This window comes from Areca yellow leaf disease phytoplasma (assembly GCF_041920595.1).
The window spans coordinates 182,576-183,235 of sequence record NZ_CP169277.1; the positions used below are offsets into that span (position 1 = coordinate 182,576).

The 660-nt window shown below is 36.1% G+C and carries 1 pseudogene; it reads left to right on the forward strand.

The annotated features are described in order from the left end of the window. Nucleotides 1-250 precede the first annotated feature (250 nt). Nucleotides 251-581, forward strand: a pseudogene (gene pyrG / locus ACEW7V_RS00970) (CTP synthetase); the annotation flags it as partial. Between the last annotated feature and the right edge of the window lie 79 nt (nt 582-660).

Below are 660 nucleotides of genomic sequence, written 5' to 3' on the forward strand. Positions count from 1 at the left end.
GCGTATTGCTTTCATTTGATCCTCGTATTTTAGAACACACCCAAAAAGATATGAAACCCAAATCCCTATTTTAACTGTTATTGGTAAAAAATAACTCCTACAAAGCCCCATCCAATCGCCTGCAATCCTTCTCTGAACCCATTACACCCCAACCAAAATCAAATCAAAACTCCAATTGCACCACACAAGCCAATCATAAAGAAAGCGGAAGTACAAAAAACTTGAATAATAAGATTTAAAAACCAAATTTATTTTTATTACTGGAGGAGTCGTTTCAAGCCTAGGAAAAGGCATCACTGCTGCTTCTATTGGACAAATTTTTTAAAAATAGAGGTCTTAAAGTAAGTATTCCAAAAACTGAATCATATATTAATATTGATCCTGGAACAATTAGCCCTTATCAACACGGTGAGGTCTTTGTCACTGATGATGGCGCTGAAACCGATCTTGATTTGGGTCATTATGAAAGATTTTTAGATGAAAACATGAGCAAAGTCAAAATGTCACTGCAGGCAATTATCAAAGTGTGATCAATAAAGAACGCAGAAGGCAAAATACTTAGGTAAAACCGTTCAGAGTTATTCCACACATCTGCTGAAGGAAATCAAACACAAAACCAGGTGATGCTGCTCTTTTTCTACCGTCAGATAGCAATACGTA